This is a genomic window from Streptomyces sp. NPDC102283, from assembly GCF_044766265.1.
Classification (GTDB): Bacteria; Actinomycetota; Actinomycetes; order Streptomycetales; family Streptomycetaceae; genus Streptomyces.
The window spans coordinates 2825-22236 of the sequence record NZ_JBIWLQ010000033.1; the positions used below are offsets into that span (position 1 = coordinate 2825).

Consider the following 19412-nt stretch of genomic DNA (forward strand, 5'->3'; position numbering starts at 1 on the left):
GCGTTTGATGGAGTCGATGCCGAGGTCGGCTTCTATGTCCATGTCGAGTTCGAGCATGTCGGCGGGGTAGCCGGTTTTGAGTGCGACGACGTCGAGGAGTGCGGTCTGTACGGTCGCGGCGTCGAGGCCCGCGGGTGTGGGGGCGGGTGCTGTGGCCGGGGTGGGGGCTGTGGGGGTGGTGGTGCTGGTGAATTCGACGATCTGTCGGAGGGTGCGGAGTTCTGCGAGTTGTTCGGGGCCTGCGGTGATGGCTCCGGCGAAGCGTTCTTGGAGGATGCCCATGATTTCGACGCGTTTGATGGAGTCGATGCCGAGGTCGGCTTCTATGTCCATGTCGAGTTCGAGCATGTCGGCGGGGTAGCCGGTTTTGAGTGCGACGACGTCGAGGAGCGCGGTCTGTACGGTCGCGGCGTCCAGGCCCGCGGGTGCGGGTGCTGCCGGAGTCGCGGATGCCGCGGCCGGTGCGGGAGCCACCGGGGGCGCGAGGGGCTCCGGTGCGGGAGCCGCCGGCAGGGGCTGCGGCGCGGCGGCCGGAGCCGGGGCGATCTGCGCGGGGGCCGCAGCCCGCGGGGCGGGCAGGGGCGACGGGGCCCGCAGGGCCTGCGGCGCGGCCGGACGGGTTCCCGCGGCGGGCGCGGCCCCGAACTCCAGGCCTGCCAGGTCGCGCAGGATCTCGTTGGCCCGCAGGTGGCTGCGGCCGATGTCCAGGCCGTGTTCCTTGACGGCGTTCACACCGGCCAGCACCTGATCGACCTGGCCCTGGACGGCGGCCCGCTCCAGCAGCCCGGCCAACCGCTCCGCGCTCTGCAACTGGCCGTTGAGGTAGTCGTCGTGCAGGGCGAGGTGGTCGGCCACCAGACCGGCCAGGCGATCACTGTCCACGTGAGGTGTCTCCAAGGCGGTGGGTACGGGCACGGGAGCGGGCAGGGCCGGGGCCGCGACCGCCGCGGGGCGCAGGGCCGTGGCCGTGGCGGCCGGGGCGACGGGAGCCGGGGCGACGGCGGCCGGGGCGGGCAGTACGGCGGGGCGGGGAGCCGGAGCCGAGGGCCGGGCCGGCGCCGGGGTCGAGGGATTGGCCGGGGCCGGAGCCACCGACGGCACGACGGGCGAGGCGATCCGGTAGCCGTTGTCGATCGCCTCGCGGTACGCGGCCCGGCGCTCGGGCGAGACGTAGTTGATGCCGTTCAGCAGGATGGACATGCCCTTGACGGGCTCCGCCACCGGCGCTGCGGCGACGTAGCGGTCGGCCGTCTCCAACGGCACGCCCAGCACGGCGAGTTGTGCGACGGCCTGCTTGAGCGCGACGTCCGCGTCGCGGCCCGGCCCGGCGTCCAGGGCGACCGCCCAGTGCTCCCGGTCGCCGAGGATGCGGCGTACCAGCTGGGTGAGGATGTTCTTGGGCCCGAACTCCACGAAGACGCGGAACCCGGCCGCGTACATCTCCTCCACGCGGGCGGCGAAGTCGACCGGGCGGACGAGCTGTCCGGCCAGGACCTCGCGGTTGGCGGCGACGTCCCCGCCGTAGCTCGCGCCCTGGGTGTTGGCGAAGACCGTGCCGTTCGGACGGCCGATCCCGACGTGCTCGACGTCGGCGCGGAACGCCGTGAGCGCATGGCCGACGAACGGGGTGTGAAAGGCCGCGGAGACCGGCAGCCGGCTCGCCCGCAGGCCCGCCTCCTTCGCGGCGGCGACCAGTCGGTCGATCTCGTCCGTGGGGCCGCCGACGACGATCTGGTCGAGGGCGTTGCGGTTGCAGACGATCACATCGGTCCGGTCGGCGAGCAGCTCGGCCACCCGCTCCTCCGGGGCGGAGACCGCGGCCATCGCCCCGGCGTCGAACCCGGGGTCCGACGGCGGTGCCATGGCCCTGCCCCGGGCGCGGGCGAGCGTGAAGAAGGCGTCGTCGTCGAGTGCGCCCGAGGCCCACAGCGCGGTCAGTTCGCCGAAGCTGTGGCCGAGGAACCCCTCGGGGGCGAGGCCCAGTTCGCCCAGGTAGCGGAACTGGCCGGCGGACAGGGCCCCGATGGCCGGCTGCGCGTACGCGGTCGCCCGGAGCGCGGTCTCCTGCGCGGCACGGACATCGGCCCCGAACAGCGGCGGCGGGAAGGCGACCCGGGACAGCGGCGCCTCGCCGGGGACCAGGACGTTGGCCCGGTCGAAGGCGGCCCGCAGCGGGGGCACCGCCAGGACGGCGGTGCTGCCGAGGTTCGTGTACTGGCTGCCCTGGCCCGCGAAGAGCGCGCCGACCTTGCCGGTCCGCGCGGCGCTGCGCCGGTAGTGCACGCCCTTGGGGTGTGACCAGGCGTCGGCGTCGCCACGGGTTCGCAGTTCGCCGAGGGCCAGCTCCCGCAGGGCGGCCAGCTCGTCCTCCGTACGGGCGACGAGCGCGATACGGGCATGGCCCTCGGGTGCCGGTCCGCCGGTCGCGGGCGCGCCCGCGGCGAGCAGTCCGGTCAGCGCGGCCGTGTCCGGCGCGTGCCACAGGTGGACCGCGGCGACGGGGAAGGAGACCTTCAGGTCGTCGCCGTCGCCGTGCTCCTCCAGGACCATGTGGAAGTTGGTGCCGCCGAAGCCGAACGAGGAGATCGCGGCCCGGCGCTTGGGGCGTTCCGGGTCGCGGATCCACGGGCGGGCCTCGGTGTTCACGTAGAACGGCCCGGAGGTGAAGTCGATCGCGGGGTTGGGCTCGGACACGTTGATGGTGGGAGGCAGGACCTTGTGGTGCAGCGAGAGCGCCAGCTTGATCAGGCCCGCCGCTCCGGCAGCCGCCTTGGTGTGCCCGATCTGGGACTTGACGCTGCCCACGGCCGCGTACTGCCGGTCGTCGTTGCCCTCGGAGACGACCGCGGACAGCGCGCTCAGCTCGGTGGCGTCCCCGACGGCGGTGCCGGTGCCGTGCGCCTCGAACAGCTCGATGCTGGAGGGCGAGCAGTCGGCGTCCTCGTACGCGCGGCGCAGCGCGACGATCTGGCCCTCCTTGCGGGGGGCGTAGATGGACTTGAAGCGGCCGTCGCTGGAGGTGCCCATGCCCCGCAGCACCGCGTAGATCCGATTGCCGTCGCGCTCGGCGTCGGAGAGCCGGCGCAGCGCGAGCATCCCGATGCCCTCGCCGATCAGGGTGCCGTCGGCGTCCTTGTCGAACGGGCGGATCTGCCCGGACTTCGACAGGGCGGGCGTCTTGCTGAAGCAGAGGTACATGAAGATGGTGTTCTCGGCGTCGCAGCCGCCCACCAGCATGGTGTCGGAGCGCCCTTCGAGCAGCTCGCTGACGGCGGTGCGGACCGCGCCGAGGGAGCTGGCGCAGGCGGCGTCGATCGTCATGTTGATGCCGCCGAGGTCGAGCCGGTTGGCGACCCGGCCCGCCACCACGTTCCCCAGCATGCCCGGGAACGAGTTCTCCTCCCAAGGGGCGTACGCCAGACGGAACTTGGCGACGATCTCCTCGGCGTCCCGGTCGGACAGGCCGCAGCTGCGGACGACCTCCTTGAGCACCGGGCTCTGGAGGCGGGCGGTCAGCGGCTGGGTGAGCTGGTTGGCGCCGGTGATGCCGAGGACGACGCCGGTGCGGGACGCGTCGTACCAGGGCTGCTCGGCGCCGGCGTCCTTGAGCAGGTCGCGGGCGACCACCAGGCTGAGCAGCTGGAGGACGTCGGTCACCTCCAGCGTGTTCGGCGGGAGGCCGAACTCCAGCGGGTTGAAGGGGACGTCGGGGATGAAGCCACCGCGCTTGGAGTACGTCTTGTCCGGCACCGTGGGGTCGGGGTCGTAGTGCTCGTCCACGTCCCAGTGGCCCGCGGGCACGTCGTCGATGCAGTCGGCGGCCGATACGACGTTCGCCCAGAAGTCCCGCACGTTGCTGGACTTGGGGTAGAGCGCGGAGAGGCCGACGATGGCGATGGGGTCCCGGGCGAGCCGACGGTCGAGGTCGGATTCCTGCGAAGAGTTCACGGCAAGTCTCTCTGGATCTGGGCGAACAGGGACTTCGGGGCGCGTCGCCCCGGCCGCCGGCGCGAAGGCGAGGGGGGTCCGGAAGGCGGGGCGGGGAGCGGCCCTCGGAAGACGGACGGACCGGCTGCTCTCGCGTTGCGGGCAGCGGCCGTCGGCAGGGTGGGCCGGTTCGGCGCGGATGTGGTGGCCGCTGTCGGCGGGGCAGCCGGACCGGGGTTGCGGTTCGGGCCTCACGCCTCGTGGGCCCTGCCCGGGATCGGGCGGGCGGCGGCCGGCGCGTCGGGCGGCCGAGGGCGCTCCCGCCGGGAATCGCGGGAGCGGCCTCAGGCCGCGGCGGTGTGCTTCTGGCTCTCCTCGGCGATGTGGGCGGCGAGGGCCTCGATGGTGGGGTGGTACCAGAGGGCGGTGGTGCCGAGCTCGAACCCGAGCCAGGACTCCATCTCACCGGCGATGATCAGCGCCTGGGTGCTGTCGAGGTCGAGCTCGTCGAAGTACTGGTCGGCCGGGACGTCGGACGGTGCCACGCCGACCCGCTGGGCGATCTCCTCGATCAGCCACTTCTGGGCTTCCTCGGCCGATATGTTCTTCGCCATTTCCCATCCTCTCCAAGCGGTTTATTGCCCACGTCGGGGGCCTCGGTGAATTCCCCGCGGGACGCCTCACGAGTGGAGGCCTCAAAGGGCGGCAGGTGGAGCCCGGAACGGTGCCGGCCGGAATCGTCCTGCGATCCGTGACCCTAGGCGGGCACCAGTTCCGGAGCAACCGAACTCTGCTTGCATAAAGGCCGGGCAATGCTTCTTCCGGAGGAACTCTCCGCGTTCCGGGCCGCAATTGACTCGCTGAGCTGCGGTGATGGCCGGACGGGAGGGGCGGTGAAAAGTGCTGTCAGCCTGCCGTAAGGCTGTCAGCGGTCATGTCAGGCTCCGTTTCCGGCGGTCCTCGGCATTGTCCTGACGGGTGCCCGATGAGGGCTCCCGGGACTGGAACGGGTAGAGGTTGCCCGGCTCCCGCATTCCCTTCCGGTGTTCGGCGACGAACGCGGAGATCGACCCGTCCGGTGTCGCGGCGAGGCGGGTGACGGACCTGCGCAGGTCGAGCGGCAGGTGGCCGCAGGCGGCCGCCAGTTCTTCGGCGGCCCCGGGTTCGGCGGCCGTGCGCTCGGTGCCCAGGTGCGTCACGACGAGTTCGTGCGCCTCTTCGGCGGTCAGCGCGCCCAGGGGCAGGGAGAGCGCGCCCTCCCGTGTGGTCAGGTCGGCCAGGGGGGAACGGCTGGTGACGATCACCGCGTTGCCCGGTGTGCCCGGAAGGAGGCGGCGGACCTGGGACGCGTTCGCGATGTCGTCCAGCACCACCAGGAAGCGGCGGCCGGCCAGCAGGCTCCGGAAGAGGGCGGCCGCCTCTTCCGTGGTGTCGGGCATCCAGCCGTTGCGTACGCCGAGGGAGCGGATGAAACCGGTCAGCACCGTGGCCGGGGTCGCTGTCCGGTGCGCCGGGTCGATGCTGCCCTGGAGGCTGGCGTAGAGCTGTCCGTCGGGGAACGCGGTGAGCCTGCGGTGCGCCCAGTGCACGGCCAGCGCGCTCTTGCCGATGTCCGGGGGGCCGTGCACGACCGCGATGCCCAGGGAGCCGTCCTTGTGCTGTGACTGCTCCAGCAGGCGGTCCAGGGCGGCCAGTTGTTGCTTCCTGCCGGTGAAGGGCGCCAGGACCGGGGGGAGCTGGGCCGGCGCGCCCAGGGTGGGGGAGCCGTCGAACGCGCTCGTGGTCTGCTGGGCCAGCAGGTCCGAGGTGGCGAGAAGCCGGATTCCGGCGGGACGGGCGGCGTCCTCCAGGGGGGAGTTCCGCTCGACGGCCACGCTCTGCCGCAGGACGGCCTGGTGCGCCTGTCTGATGTCGTCACTCGGCTCGACACCCAGCTCGTCCTTGAGCCGTGTCTGCAGCTCGGCGAAGAGCTGGAGCGCGGCGGCCCGGCGCCCGGAAGCGGCGAGCGCCAGCATGATGTAGGCCTGGAGCGGCTCGTGGAGCGGCTCCTCGTACGAGGCGATCCTGAGGTGCTCCACGGCGAAGGCGGGCCGCTTCAGCCGCAGGGCCAGATCGGCCAGTTCGATGGCCACGTCGATATGACGCTGGGCGACGCGCACCACCGCGGGATGGTGCCACAGCTCGGGGAGGTCGTGCACCAGTCGGCCGTGCCAGCAGCCGAGGGCCTGCCCGTAGAGGTCGAGCGCGACCCGCGGGTCGTGCGCGGTGGTCCTGCGGGCCAGGGCCGCCCGGTCCTCGAACTGGCAGAGATCCACCCGCACGCCCGCGCTGTTGAAGACGTATCCACCGCGGACGGTGCGGATTCTCCGGTCGGTGGAGCCGTGTCCGGGGGGCGGATCGACGAAACGGCGCAACCGGGCCATGTGGGTGTGGACCAGTTGCGGATAGGCGGGCGGTGTCTCGCCGTTCCACAGCGCTTCCGCCATCTCCTCGTGGCTGACCGTACGGTCGGGCTGTACGGCGAGAAGACCGAGCAGAACGCGCTGTTTGCGCGGCAGCGGCATGGACCGGTCGCCGCACAGGGCCGAGAGGGGACCGAGCAGCCGGATCTCCTGGGCGTAGGGCCGGGAAGCCGGGGCGTCGGAGGCGTCCGGCTCCTCGCTGGCCCGCCAGCCGACGACTTCGGCGATGCGGGTCAGCGTCTCGTGCCGGGGCGTGACGTGGCCGTGCTCGATATGGCGTATGGTCCGCACGCTCACGGCTGCCCTGCGTGCCACCTGGTCCTGAGTCAGACCTGCTTTTGTCCGTGCGGTGCGCAGTTCGGAACCTCGTATAGTTCTCAACTATGTCCCCACCGTGAGCCGATTGGCGAAGTCGAAAGTGAACTCGCTGCTAGGTTTCCGCTCCCCGTCACTGTATTGCGCATGGTTAATGGAAGCGATCATTCCAGGGAGGGATCGGCGCGGAATAGATGTCCAATCCGCGACTACTTTCCTGTTCCGGCGCCGACGAACGCTCGTCAGGCGACAGGTTTCGGGCTTTCCGCCGAGCGCTGCGGGCCGATCTCCTGCCCGGTCTCCTGCCCGGTCTCCACGACGTCCGACGGGACGGGTGACCTGCGCACGAGGATCAGCACGAGGGCACCTGCCAGCACCGCCGCGACTCCGCTCACCAGGAAGGCCTGGTCGAGCCCGGTGGAGTAGGCCTGCTCGATCGTCCGCTCGCCCGCTTCCCTTGCTCCGGAGGGCAGTTCGGCGATCAGGCGTGCCGACTGGCCGCCCGTGACCAGCTCCGCGGCCGAGTCGGAGTCGGCGAACAGGCCGCTGTCGGACAGCTCCCGCCCGATCGCGCCGGTCAGGATGGCGCCCACCACGGGGATGCCGATGGCGAAGCCGAGCTGCCGGAAGGTGTTCGCCGCGCCGCCCGCCATGCCCGCTCGGTTCGCCGGGGCCGCCGCCAGGGCGGCCGAGGCGAGGATGGGTGACGCGATTCCGACCCCGATACCGGTCAGCAGCATGCCGGGGAGCAACGCCGTCCAGCCGGACGTGGCGGTCAGCCTCATCTCCAGCAGGGTGCCGAGGCCGATCAGGAGCAGGCCGGCGCCGATCGGCCACTGCGGGGCGGCCGACGAGAGGAAGCGGCCGGCCAGTCCGGCGGCCACGAAGGACATGCCGCTCAGCGGCATCAGGATGAGACCCGCCTCGACCGGGCTGAGGTCGAGCACGGACTGGGCCCAGACGGAGACGAACACGAGGTTGGCGAAGGCGGCGGCGCTGAAGACCACCGCACCGGCCAGGAGTCCGCCGAACGAGGGCGACCGCAGCAGCTTCAGGTCCAGCATCGGGTCCTGCCTGCTCCTCTCGACCAGGAAGAAGACGACCAGCGCGACCGCGCTCCCCGCGAAGAGGGCGAGGGTGGTGGTCGAGCCCCAGCCGTCCTCCCCCGCGTGGATCAGGGCGAAGATCAGCAGCGTCGCGGCTGCCGTGAAGCCGACCGTGCCCGGTACGTCGATCCGCCGTCCGGTTCCGGACGGGGAGCCCTTGAGGTGCCGGTGGCCGATGACCAGCGCGAGGGCCGCGACGGGCAGGTTGACGAAGAAGATCCAGCGCCAGTTGACGTGCTCGGTGAGCAGTCCGCCGAGGATCGGCCCGGCGGCGGCCGCCGCGCCGTTGACCGCGCCCCACATGCCGAAGGCGATGCCGCGGTCCCTGCCCTGGTAATTGGAGGCCAGCAAGGCGGTGTTGGTGGCGAACATCGCCGCGGCGCCCAGACCCTGCACCCCTCGGGCGACGATCAGCTGGGCGCTGCTGTCGGCCAGGCCGCAGGCGAGCGAGGCGGCGGCGAAGACGGCCAGGCCGATCAGGTAGACGCGGCGGGAGCCGACGTGGTCGGAGAGGGAGCCGATGGCCATCAACAGGGCGGCGAGGACCAGGACATAGATGTCGACCACCCATTGCAGAGCGGTGAAGGAGGCGTCGAGCGAGTCCGTCATCTGGGGGAGGGCGACGCTGACGATCGTCACATCGATCAACAGCATGAACGTGCCCAGGCAGACCGCCAGCAGCGGCATCCATTTGCGCATGGCGCGGTGCCTCTCAGGAGAAGGAGGAACGAGGGAATGAGGAACGAGGGTGGGTCGGGCCCCACGGGCTCTTCTGCTCGTCGGGTCCCACATCGCGCGGCGTGCTCCGCGGTCAGCGCAGGACAGGGCGACGCCGTCGGCCCTGACCGTACAAGTCGGTGTTAGACAGTGGCTAATAGGTTAGGCTGACTCTACGCCCTGCGGGTCGTCGGGCAAGGGTCTTCCGTGCCGGACTCCCTGGTAGCTCGCCCGATCGCCGGCGTCTTTCGTCTGGATCAGGTCGGATCGGGGAGCGGGGTCCGGTGCGTGCGGCTGCAAGGCGGAGGAGGAAGTCACCGCGGAGCATCGGCGACTGACGACAACGCCGCAGGTGCGCGTGCCGGGGGCCGCGGGCCCGACATGATCCAGACGAGAGGCGCTAGGTTTCAGTCATGCCCGATTCACCTCCGCGTGTGCCCGAATCCGCTCCGCGCCGCCGTTCACGCGCGTCGGCCGGCCTGCCGCCGATCACCGCGGACAAGATCGTCGACGCCGCGGTCGACCTGACGGCGGAACACGGCCTCGACGGCTGGTCGATCCGGCAGATCGCGACCCGGCTCGATGTCTGGCCCGGCGTGGTGGCCCACCACGTGGGCGACCGCGAAGCCGTGGTGATGGCGGTGACGGACCGGATCGTCGGCCGGATTCCCGTACCCGGTGCGGACGTCTCCTGGCGGGACTGGTTCCGTCAGCTGATGTTCGAGGGCCGTGAGGTCCTGAAGCAGTACCCGGGCGTCGCCCGCCGCCTGGTGGTGGTGGGCCCCAATGTGCCGTCCGCGCTGGCGACGATCGACGCCGGCATCAAGGTTCTCCAGGTGGCGGGCTTCGGAGGCCAGGCCACCGAGATCTACCGGTACCTCCTCAACAGCGCGTTCATGCTGGTGGCCGTGGAGGACGACCGGGGAAGCTTCTTCCCGAGCGCGCGGGCGGACATGGGCCGCACGATGGCGGCCTTCGCGCAGGACAAGGACCGGCCGGGTCTCGCGGCGGCAGGCGCGCAGGCGCTGTCCAGGAGCCAGGACACGGCCGAGCAGGACCTGGCGTTCTTCCGCCTGACGGTGGAGCGTTCGCTGGACGGCGCGGAGGCGCTTCTCAAGGACTGAGCGCCCGGTCGCGGCCCCCACGGGCCGGGGCCCCCCCCCCCCCCCCCCGGGCGCGCCCCCCGGGGGGGGGGGGGGCGGGGGGGGGGGCGCCCCCCCCGGCCGGCCCCCCGGGCCCCCCCCCGCGGGGCGGGCCCCCGCCCCCCGGGGGGGGGCCCCGGCCCTTCGTGGAGCGGGGGCTCAGTGCTGCCGCGCCCCGGCGGTCGACTCGTCCGGCGCCCGGGTCGCCAGCACGCCCGCCAGGAAGCCGGCGATCTCGCTCACCGTCGGGTAGTTCCACAGCAGCGTGGCCGGCAGGGCGACCCCGAGGTCGCGCTCCAGCGCCACCCGTACCGCCGCCGCCAGCAGGGAGTCGACGCCCGCCTCCGTCAGTGGCCGGTGCACCCCGATCGCGTCCGGCCGCAGACCGAGGACCGCGGCCACCCGGCCACGTACGTCGTCGAGCAGATAGGCCGCCAGCTCGTCGCCCGACAGGCCCACCCAGTCCGGCACTTCGGCCGGCCGGGCCGCGTCGTCCTGCGTCAGCTCCGCCAGCAGCGCCGGACGGGGTCCCCGGTGGTCGCGGAGCAGCCCGAGCACCGTGACCAGCGGTCCCGGGGCACCGGCCGCGATCTGGTCGAAGGCGCGCAGCGCCCGGTCCGGGGCCATGTCGGCCGCGCCGCGGGCGGCGAGTTCGACGTCGGTCGCCTCCGCCGCGGTGGCCATCCCCATGCCGCGCCAGCTGGTCCACGCGATCGACACGGACTCCCGGGCGCCGCCGGACCGCCGGTGGGCGGCGAGAGCGTCCAGATAGGCGTTGGCCGCGGCGTACGCTCCCTGGCCCGGCAGGCCCAGCAGCGGGCCCGCCGAGGAGAAGAGGACGAAGAAGTCCGTGGCACCGGGCGGGAAGAGCTCGTGCAGCACCCGGGCCCCCTCGACCTTGGGGCGCATGACCTGCCGCAGCGCGTCGGCCTCCAGGCGGTGCAGCATCGCACTGTGGACGGTGCCCGCCGCGTGCACCACGCCCCGGACCGGCGGCAGGTCGAGCCGTTCCAGCGCCTGCCGGGTCGCCTCCCGGTCGGTGATGTCCACGGCGAGCGTGACCACCGTGACGCCCGCCGACTCCAGCCGCCGAACCGCGGTGACCCGGTGGTCCTCGTCGGACCACTGCGAGCGCGGTGGCAGCGGGGTGCGGCCCAGCAGCACGATCCGGCGCGCTCCCCGCTGGGCGAGGTGCTCGGCCAGTTCGAGGCCCAGCACCCCGAGTCCGCCCGTGATCAGGTAGGTGCCGTCGGCCCGGCAGCCGAACGGCTCCTCGTCCGCCGCCGGGGCCGAGGGGACCAGCCGGGGCACCTGGACGGTGCCGTCGGCCAGGGAGAGCACCGGCTCCTGGGGGCGCAGGGGAAGCAGGTCCAGCAGCAGGGTGGCGGACTCCTCGCCGAGCGGGCCCGCCGGGACGTCCACGACGCCACCCCAGAACTCGGGGTGCTCGCTCGCCGCGACCCGGCCCATGCCCCACAGCGGCGAGCCGCCCAGCCGTTCCACCGAGGCCGCCTCGCGCACCCCGGACGTCAGGCACCACAGCCGGGGCTTGCGGTCGGGCAGCGCCGCGACCTCGGCGACGAGCCGTGCGAACGCGACCGCCGTGGCCTCCGGATCCCGGTCCGCGGGCGCGTAGAGCACATGGTCGGCGCCCGCGAGCGCGGTGGCGTCCACGCTCACGGTGGCACCCTGCCCCGCGCAGGCGGACACCAGGGAGCGGGCGAGCTGTTCCGGGCCCAGCACGAGCACCGTCCGGCCGGGCAGCGCGGTACGCGATCCGGCGTTCACCGGGAAGGGCTGCCACTCCAGGTCGAAGCGGCCGCTGGTGCTCCGCTCCTCGCCGGAGAGGCTGCCGTCCAGCTCGCCGTAGCGCAGTCCGCGCAGCGAGAGGGCCGACTCGGCGCCGTCCCCGCTCTCCGCGAGCCCGCGGATGTCCACGTGCACCGTGGTGGGGCGTTCCGCGTCGACCCGCACGGTGATGGCCGCTCTGCGGGGCGGTGGGCCGGACCGGCTCACCTGGTCGATGTGGGCGGGCATGCGCAGCACACCCGGGCCGGTGAAGACGACCGAGGCCATCGAGAGGGCGGCGTCCAGCACGGCCGCCCAGCTGCGGTCGAGCTCCGCGGTGGCCACGGCGGTCAGAACGCCCTCACCGCGGCACAGTTCCTCGATCCGCCACGGGTAGCCCATGTCGGCGACACCGAGCTCGGCCAGCCGCTCGATCACATGGCCCGGGTCCACCCGCTCCGGCGCGCTCACGTCGCCCAGCGGCTCGACGGCCCGCTCGCCGCCGACCTCCGCCAGGGTGTGCGTGGACCAGGCGTTGTCCGGCGCGCCCCGCTTGCGGGAGACGAGCCGCAGTCCGGTGCCGTCCAGGACCGTCTGGATCTCCCGGGTCTCCTCCTGCGGCACCACCACCGGCTGACGCAGCCGCAGATCGCTGAGCACGTCCGTGCGGCCCGCGGTGAGGAAGGTGTTCACCAGCACGGCGGCCGGGACGATCTCGGTGCCCTGGACGGGGTGGCGGCGCGGGTAGGGGCGGGTCCGCAGGTCGAGCGTCGTCGGCCAGACCCGCAGCCGGGAGGCGTGCACCGCCGTCGGGGCGCCGAGCAGGGTGTCGACGGGTGGCTCGGCCGTCTCCCGGGCGTCGACCCAGTGCCGCTCGTGCTGCCAGGCGGTCGACGGGAGTTCGGCGCGCCGGCCCGCGGGATGGAGCACCGACCAGTCGACCGGCACGCCGGCGCAGTGCAGCCGCGCCAGCGCGGTCAGCAGCGTGGCGCGCTCGGGCTTGTCGCGTCGGAGCGTCGGGACGACCAGGGCACCAGGGGCGCCGGCCGTGGTCTCGGTGATCGAGTGGCTGACGACGGGGTGCGCGGATATCTCCAGGAAGGTCCGGTGCCCGTCCTCGACGGCGGCCCGTACCGCGTCCGCGAACCGCACCGGGTTACGCAGGTTCGCCGCCCAGTAGGAGGCGTCCTGCCGGCGCCCGGAGCGCGGGTCCTCGACGGCGGTGAGATAGAGCCGCACCCGGGGGGTGCGCGGCTCCAGATCCGCCACGGCCAGGGCCAGTTCGGCGCTGATCTCCGTCATGTGCGCGCTGTGGAAGGCGACGTCGGAGTCCACCCGCCGGACGGTCCGGCCCAGCGCGGTCCACCGCTCGGCGGCCGCGTCGACGGCGGGGATGTCGCCGGCGACCACGGTCGAGGACGGCGCGGCCGCGATGGCGGCGCACAGGGCGTCGGTGTCGCCGATGTCGGCGGCCACCTCGTCGAACGGCCGGTCCACCATGACCATGGCGCCCATGCCGGCGACCTTGCGCAGCAGCGCGGAGCGGCGGCAGACGAGCCGGGCCCCCTCCGTCTCGGACAGCACGCCGGCCGCCACGGCGGCGGCGATCTCCCCCACGGAGTGGCCGATGATCGCGGCGGGGGCGACGCCGTAGTGCCGCCACAGGGCGGTCAGGCCGATCTGCATCGCGAAGAGCATCGACTGGACGGTGTCGACCGAGCCGAGGTCGCCGTCGGTGAGTACCTCGCGCGGAGTGAGCCCGAGCTCCTCGGCGAAGACGGGGCCGAGCCGGTCGATGGCGGCGGCGAACACCGGCTCGTCCCGCAGGAGTTCGCGGCCCATGCCGGACCACTGCGCGCCGTGTCCGGAGAACACCCAGACCGGGGCGCGCCCCGGGCCGGAGGCATCGCCGGTGACCAGGGCGGGGTGGGACTCGCCCGCGGCCAGCGCCGCGAGGGCGGCGGCGAGTTCGTCCCGGTCGCCGGTGACGACCGCCGCACGCTCGGCGAGGTGGGCGCGGCGGTGGGCGAGGGTGTGGCCGACGTCCCCGAGCGGGTGCGCGCCGACGGCCCCGGACAGCCGGGCGGCCTGGGCGGCGAGACCGGCTCCGTTGGCGGAGGAGACGGGGTGGAGGGTGAGCGGCGGTGCGGCGTCCGGCCGCCCGCCGGCCGCCTCGGTGTCCCGCCCGGCGGCCGGGCCGGATCCGGGCGTTGCGGCCGGGGCCTGCTCCAGTACGGCGTGGGCGATCGTCCCGCCGTAGCCGTAACTCGCGACGCCGGCCAGCCGGGGCCTTCCGGTCGTGGGCCAGGGCGTCGCCTCGGCCACCAGGCGCAGGCCGGAGGTGGCCCACGGGATGTCCTGGCGGGGCCCGTCGACGGAGAGGGTCGCCGGAATGACGCCGTGCTGCATGGCGAGCGCGGTCTTGATCAGCCCGGCGACCCCGGCGGCGGACTCGCAGTGGCCGATGTTGGTCTTCACGGACCCGATCAGGCACGGGCCGCGGCCCGCGGCCCGGTCGCCGACGACCTCGGCCAGCGCGGCGGCCTCGATCGGGTCGCCGACCTTGGTGCCGGTGCCGTGCGCCTCGACGTAGTCGACCTCGCCGGGCGCGACGCCCGCCGCCGCGTACGCCTTGCGCAGCACATGGGCCTGCGCGGTCGCCCGGGGCGCCATGATGCCATCGGTGCGGCCGTCCTGCCGGACCGCGGTGCCGCGGACGAGCGTGATGACGTGGTCGCCGTCGCGACGGGCGTCGGCGAGGCGCTTGAGGACGAGGACACCGCAGCCCTCGCCGCGGCCGTAGCCGTCGGCGGCCTCGTCGAAGGCCTTGGAGCGGCCGTCCGGGGAGATGGCCCCGGCGATGTCGAGGACCGTGGTCAGGCCGGGCCCGGCCATCAGCATGACCCCGCCCGCGAGTGCCAGGGGCACCTCGCCGGCGCGCAGGGCGGCGCAGGCCTGGTGCAGGGCGACGAGGGACGAGGAGCAGGCGGTGTCCACGGCGAGGCTGGGGCCGCGCAGGTCGAGGGTGTAGGAGATCCGGTTGGGCACCCCGCACAGCGAGGAGCCGATCCCGGTCCAGGCCTCCACCCCGGGCAGGTCCTCCAGGAGTCTGCGGCCGTAGTCGTCGGTGCCCACGCCGATGAAGACGCCGGTGTCGGTGCCGGCGAGGCTCGTCGGAGGGATGCCGGCGTGCTCCAGGGACTCCCAGGCCACCTCCAGCGCCATCCGCTGCTGCGGGTCGAGCTGGCGGGCCTCGGTGGCGGACATGCCGAAGAAGGCGGCGTCGAAGCCGCTGATGTCCGTCAGGAAGGCGCCGTTGGAGATCACGCGCGACAGCACGGCCGCGTTCTCCCGCGACCGGGCGCGCTGCGGGGCCCAGCGGTCCTCGGGGACCGGCCCGGACGCGTCGACCTCGTTCATCAGCAACGTCCAGAAGTCCTGCGGGGAGTTGATGCCGCCGGGGAAGCGGCAGCCGATGCCGACGACGGCGATCGGCTCGTCGGGGGACGGCGGCAGAGAGGACAGATCACTCACCATGGGTCACCGCTCACGGGTCGGGGCGTCGTCCGCAGCGGACGACGGGGGACGGCGGGGGACGACGAGGGACGAGAGGGGGCCGGCCGGGCCGGCGGGGCGGGCGAGGACCGGGGCCGGGGCCGGGCGGGGCTCGGGGGTCATGCGTACATGACCGCCTTGTCCCAGTCCTCGCCCTCGCCGAAGAGGTAGCGGGCCTTGAGGATGTCGCGCTGGGCGGTGAGGGCCGAGGTGGGGACCAGCGTGCCGAGCGGGAGTCCGGCGATGTCGTGCGGTACGCCGAGCTCGCGGTCCACCAGCCGGGTCAGCTCCTTGACGGCCCGTTCGCGTACGGCGTCCGGCGCCTCGAACTCGACACGCAGCAGGTCCGGTTCGGCCCTGGCCCGCCAGAACATCACGTCGTACTCGAAGGGCAGGCCGAACACCAGCTCCTCCAGGCGCTGCTGGGTGACCGTGCCGGAGCCGACGGGATACCCCGCGCCGGCCCGGCCCAGCACCCGGACCGTGGGCAGGACCCAGTCGCAGGCGCAGCCGTGGTCGGCGACCTCGACGTCGTCGGCGAGGTTGTAGCGCAGCAGGGGCATGGCCTCGCGGAACAGCGGGGTCACCACCAGCTGGCCGCGGCCGGTGGCGGAGAGCGTCCCGGTGTGCGGGTCCCACACCTCGAAGACCGCGCGGTCCGCCCACAGGTGCAGCGATCCCCGCGGGCACTGGCCGGCGATGGTGCCCGTCTCGGTGGAGCCGTACTCCTCGACGATCGGGATGCCGCCCCAGATCTCGCTGATCCGCCGCCGCCGCACCTCGGTGAGGGGCTCGGTGGCGGTGAACATCGCCCGCAGGGCGGGGAAGTCCTTCTCGGGGCGGAGCCCGGCGGCCTTCGCGGTGGCCGCGAGCATCATGATCTCGGTGGGGTTGCACCAGGTGAGGGTGACGTCCAGGGCGCGCATCACCCGCACCATCCGGGGCAGCGGCGTGGCCAGCGAACGGGCGTCGCCCGGCACGATGGTGGCTCCGCGCAGCCGCCCGGCCGCCTGGGCGAGGTGAGCGGTGATGACCAGGCCGTAGGGGGTGCGGACGAGGAAGGTGTCCGCGGGGGTGATGCCGACCCACTTGCGGGCGTAGCGCTCGGCCAGGTCGGTCCAGTCCTCGTCGGTGTAGTACGAGGCCGTGGGCTCGCCGGACGTGCCGCTGGACTCGTGGTAGGTGGCGAGCTTCTCGCGGTCGACGGCGAGCATCCCGAACGGGTACTGGTCACGCAGGTCCTGCTTGGTGGTCAGCTCGATCCCGGCGAAGTCCGCCGCCCCGGAGGGTGCCGCGCGGCCCGCGTAGCGGGAGGCGTAGAAGGGTGAACGCATCGCCCGGGCGATCACCCCGGGCAGCTCGGCCGCCTGGAGGCGCGCGAGTTCGGCGGGGTTGGACCAGTCGCCCGGTTCCGGACGCGGCAACGACATCGGATCTCCCTCGTCTGTGCCCAGGGCCGCGAGCAGCGGCGCGCGGCCGGTTACGCGCACAGCACAGCACCGGGACACGGGGCGCGCCCGAGTAGTCGCTACTCAAGTCGCGCGCGGGGGGCGCGCCGGGCGTGGGGCATCGGTGCTGCCCAGCCCCGTTCACCTTAGACGCCGTCTAAGGCGAAGGGGGTTCTTAGACGCTGTCCAAGAGAGGGGGTTGAGTACCGCCTACTCATGAGGGTCCGGCGCCGCAGCTGTTGTGCTTGCGGCCAAGGCCACCCACGACGAAGGAGTCGGCGCGATGAGGACCGAGAACCTGTATCTCGCCGGGATCGGCAGCCACCTGCCGCCCCTGTACCCGGCCGAACGCGCGGTAGCGGAGGGGCTGTACGAGGAGGCGGCGAGGGAGTCCTCGGGCATGCTCTCCGCGGCTGTCAGCGAGTCGACGCCCGCCCCCGACATGGCCGTCGACGCGGCCCGTGCCGCCCTGTCCGGATCCGGCCACACGCCGGACGACTTCGGCATCCTGCTGCACAGCTACACCTACCACCAGGGCCCCGACGGCTGGTCGGCCGGGCACTACGTCCTCAGGAACACCCTCGACCGCCCGATCCCCGCGGTGGAGATCAAGCAGGGCTGCCTCGGCATGCTCGCCTCCGTGGAGGCCGCGGCCAACCGGCTCATCGCCAACCCCACGCACGAGGCCGCGCTCATCACGACCGGCGACAACTACTCCACGCCGGGCGTGCGGCGCTGGCAGGCCTCCGGGCTCTTCGTGCTCGCCGACGCCGGATCGGCCGTGGTGCTCTCCCGCCGCTCCGGTTTCGCGCGGCTCCTCGCCGTCGGTTCGCTGTCCGACCCCTCGATGGAGATCCTGCACCGGGCGGGCGAGGACCTCTTCCCGCCGGGCGTCACCCGGGGGAGGGGCCTGAACTTCTCCGAGCGGGCCGAGAAGGTCCGTGAACAGTGGGCCGCCGGCCAGGCCCCGCCGATCAAGAACTTCGGCGACCGGGTCGCCGAGATCGCCGAGCGCACGCTGAAGGAGGCCGGCCTCACCCTCGACCAGGTCAGCCGCGTCTGCCACGTCGGCTTCGCGCGGCCGGCCCTGGAGGCGATGTTCCTGCTGCCGCTGGACGTCCCCGAGGAGAAGAACGACTGGGACCACGTCCGCACCATCGGACACACCGGGGCCGCCGACCTGTTCCTCGGCCTCGAACACCTCTGGCGCGGCGGCGAGGTGGGCCCCGGCGACAACGTCCTGCTGATCGGCGCCAGTACCGGCATGGAGGCCGGCGCCGCCGTCGTACGCATCACCGAGTCCGCGCCCGAAGCCGAGTGAGGAGGGCCCCATGCTCGCAGGATGCACCCCCTGGCCGCCCGATGTGGCGCGGCGCTACCGAGAACAGGGCCTCTGGCGCGGTGAGACGCTCGGCACGGTGCTGCGCGACGCCGCCCGCCGGTACGGCTCCGACACCGCGCTGATCCACGGCGACCGGCACATCAGCTACACCGAACTCGACACCTGGGCCGACCGGCTGGCCGCCGGCTTCCTGGCGCACGGCGTCCGGGCGGACGACCGCATCGTGGTCCAACTGCCCAACGTGCCGGAGTTCGTGGCGATCTCCTTCGCGCTGATGCGGATCGGCGCCAAGCTCGTCTTCGCCCTCCCCGCGCACCGCGAGACCGAGATCAGCCACCTCGTGGAGCTCAGCGGCGCCACCGGCTACGTCCTGCCCCAGGAGCACCGCGGCTTCGACCACCGGGAGACGGCCCGCACGGTCCTCCACGGCTGCGACACGCTCCGCTCGCTCTTCGTCCTCGGGGCGAAGGAGGAGGGCTTCGTCACCGTGGCCGAGCTGGAGGCCGCCGTCGCCGACCCCCGGCCCCTGCCCGAACCCGACCCGTCCGACGTCGCGTTCTTCCTGCTCTCCGGCGGCACGACGGCCCTGCCCAAGCTGATCCCGCGCACGCACGACGACTACGTCTACCAGGCCGGACGGGCCGCCGACGTGTGCGGGCTGACGGCCGCCGACACCTACCTCGCGGTGCTCCCCGTCGCGTTCAACTTCGCCTACGGGTGCCCCGGCGTGATCGGCACGCTGATGACCGGGGGCACCGCCGTGCTGGCCGACACCCCCAACCCGCTGGACTGCTTCCCCCTGATCGAGCGCCACGGGGTCACCGTCACCGCGATGGTGCCCTCCATCGTGCAGCTGTGGCTGGAAGCCGCGGAGTGGAGCGAGGACGACCTCGGCAGCCTGCGGCTGCTCCAGGTCGGCGGAGCCCGCATGCTGCGCGACTTCACGGCACGCATCGCCCCCACCCTGGGCTGCTCGCTCCAGCAGGTGTTCGGGATGGCCGAGGGACTGCTGACCTTCAGCCGGCCCGACGACCCGGCCGAGTCGGTGCTGACCACACAGGGCAGGCCGATCTCGGACGCCGACGAGCTGCGGATCGTCGACGCGAACGGCGCCGCGCTCCCCGCCGGAACCGTCGGCGAGCTCATCACCCGGGGCCCGTACACCCTGCGCGGCTACTACGGCGTGCCCGACTACAACCGGCGTGCCTTCACCGACGACGGCTTCTACCGGACCGGCGACCTGGCCCGGCTCACGGACCGCGGCGAGCTGGTCATCGAGGGCCGGATCAAGGAAATGATCATCCGCGGTGGAGACAAGGTCTCCGCCGGCGAGGTGGAGGACCACCTCCTGGCGCTCGACGGCATCGCCTCGGCCGCGGTGATCGGGGTCGCCGACCCGTTCCTCGGCGAGCGGATCAGCGCGTACCTCGTCGCCGACGGCCCCCGGCGGTCGCTGTCCGACCTCAAAGTGGCCGTGCACGCGCGCGGAGTCGCGGACTACAAACTGCCCGACGCCGTGAGCTACGTGCCTGAGCTGCCCCTCACCCCTCTCGGCAAGGTCGACAAGAAGGCGCTGGCGGCATCCGCCGCGTCCGAGCAGGAAGGCTGAC

Annotated in this window: 10 protein-coding genes; 3 read left to right on the plus strand and 7 right to left on the minus strand. The window is 73.2% G+C overall.

Going from position 1 to position 19412, the window contains the following annotated elements:
• From ACIRJT_RS37435 to ACIRJT_RS37450, 4 genes are all read right to left on the minus strand, one after another.
• On the minus strand, nucleotides 1-3948 hold a 3948-nt coding region (locus ACIRJT_RS37435), incomplete at its 3' end, for a beta-ketoacyl synthase N-terminal-like domain-containing protein (RefSeq protein WP_403918696.1).
• Nucleotides 3949-4271: 323 nt separating this feature from the next.
• On the minus strand, nucleotides 4272-4541 hold the full coding sequence (locus ACIRJT_RS37440) for an acyl carrier protein (protein ID WP_371624236.1): 270 nt from the start codon (nucleotides 4539-4541) through the stop codon (nucleotides 4272-4274).
• A 318-nt stretch (nucleotides 4542-4859) separates the two neighbouring features.
• A complete protein-coding gene (locus ACIRJT_RS37445; RefSeq protein ID WP_403918699.1) occupies nucleotides 4860-6770 on the minus strand; it encodes a BTAD domain-containing putative transcriptional regulator in 1911 nt (636 codons plus the stop codon).
• A 176-nt stretch (nucleotides 6771-6946) separates the two neighbouring features.
• Entirely contained in the window at nucleotides 6947-8509 is a 1563-nt protein-coding gene (locus ACIRJT_RS37450) for an MFS transporter (protein WP_403918702.1), read from the minus strand.
• A gap of 431 nt (nucleotides 8510-8940) precedes the next feature.
• On the opposite strand from ACIRJT_RS37450, the gene ACIRJT_RS37455 reads away from it, so the two are divergent.
• Nucleotides 8941-9651, plus strand: coding sequence for a TetR/AcrR family transcriptional regulator (locus tag ACIRJT_RS37455; RefSeq protein WP_403918705.1), 711 nt, complete (start codon nucleotides 8941-8943; stop codon nucleotides 9649-9651).
• Between the two features lie 177 nt (nucleotides 9652-9828).
• On the opposite strand, the gene ACIRJT_RS37460 is transcribed toward ACIRJT_RS37455, so the two are convergent.
• The 3 genes from ACIRJT_RS37460 to ACIRJT_RS37470 are packed head-to-tail and all read right to left on the minus strand — an operon-like array spanning nucleotide 9829 to nucleotide 16442.
• Nucleotides 9829-14994, minus strand: coding sequence for a type I polyketide synthase (locus ACIRJT_RS37460; RefSeq protein ID WP_403918709.1), 5166 nt, complete (start codon nucleotides 14992-14994; stop codon nucleotides 9829-9831).
• Nucleotides 14995-14997: 3 nt separating this feature from the next.
• Nucleotides 14998-15135: a hypothetical protein gene (locus tag ACIRJT_RS37465; protein ID WP_403918711.1), complete on the minus strand. Its 138-nt coding sequence runs from the start codon at nucleotides 15133-15135 to the stop codon at nucleotides 14998-15000.
• The gene (locus ACIRJT_RS37470) at nucleotides 15132-16442 is read right to left on the minus strand and encodes a phenylacetate--CoA ligase family protein (protein ID WP_403918714.1); all 1311 of its coding nucleotides are present in this window, start codon (nucleotides 16440-16442) and stop codon (nucleotides 15132-15134) included. Before ACIRJT_RS37470 ends, ACIRJT_RS37465 begins: the two co-directional genes overlap by 4 nt.
• A 301-nt stretch (nucleotides 16443-16743) precedes the next feature.
• Here ACIRJT_RS37470 and ACIRJT_RS37475 point away from each other — a divergent pair, with 301 nt between their 5' ends.
• Together ACIRJT_RS37475 and ACIRJT_RS37480 are read left to right on the plus strand one after the other, a co-directional pair.
• A complete protein-coding gene (locus ACIRJT_RS37475) occupies nucleotides 16744-17781 on the plus strand; it encodes a ketoacyl-ACP synthase III family protein (RefSeq protein WP_403918717.1) in 1038 nt (345 codons plus the stop codon).
• A gap of 10 nt (nucleotides 17782-17791) precedes the next feature.
• Nucleotides 17792-19411 (plus strand): (2,3-dihydroxybenzoyl)adenylate synthase, encoded by a 1620-nt coding sequence (locus ACIRJT_RS37480; RefSeq protein ID WP_403918719.1) that lies wholly within the window; start codon nucleotides 17792-17794, stop codon nucleotides 19409-19411.
• Nucleotide 19412 lies beyond the last annotated feature (1 nt).